Consider the following 360-nt stretch of genomic DNA (forward strand, 5'->3'; position numbering starts at 1 on the left):
TGGACCGACCCCCAAACCTTGGACATTGTTGACTTGATGTTTCGATTTCTTTAGGCCCCTGCCAGGCCGCCGGAGGCGCCCCCGGTTGGCCATGTACTCATGGCCAACCCCGAGTCTCCCGCTGCCTGTACTCGACGGGGCTCAGGCCACTCAGAGACATCTTTATTCGATCGACGTTGTAGTAGCGAATGTAGTCGTGAAGAGCACCTTTTAAGTCCTCAATGTTTTCGAACTTGTTGATGTAGAAGAGCTCGCACTTCAGTGTTCCAAAGAAGCTTTCCATCGCCGCATTGTCGAGGCAGTTGGCCTTGCGCGACATGCTCTGCACCAGCTTGTTTTCCTGTAGACGTTTTCGGAAAG

General features: G+C 53.3%; 1 protein-coding gene. It reads right to left on the reverse strand.

The window, feature by feature from the left end; genetic code table 11:
• Positions 1–97: 97 nt before the first annotated feature.
• Positions 98–360, reverse strand: a 263-nt coding sequence (locus EJI01_RS28505; RefSeq protein WP_148112395.1) for an IS3 family transposase, incomplete at its 5' end; no start/stop codon positions are given.

Source organism: Variovorax sp. MHTC-1, assembly GCF_003984645.1.
In the GTDB taxonomy this organism is placed as follows: domain Bacteria; phylum Pseudomonadota; class Gammaproteobacteria; order Burkholderiales; family Burkholderiaceae_C; genus Variovorax.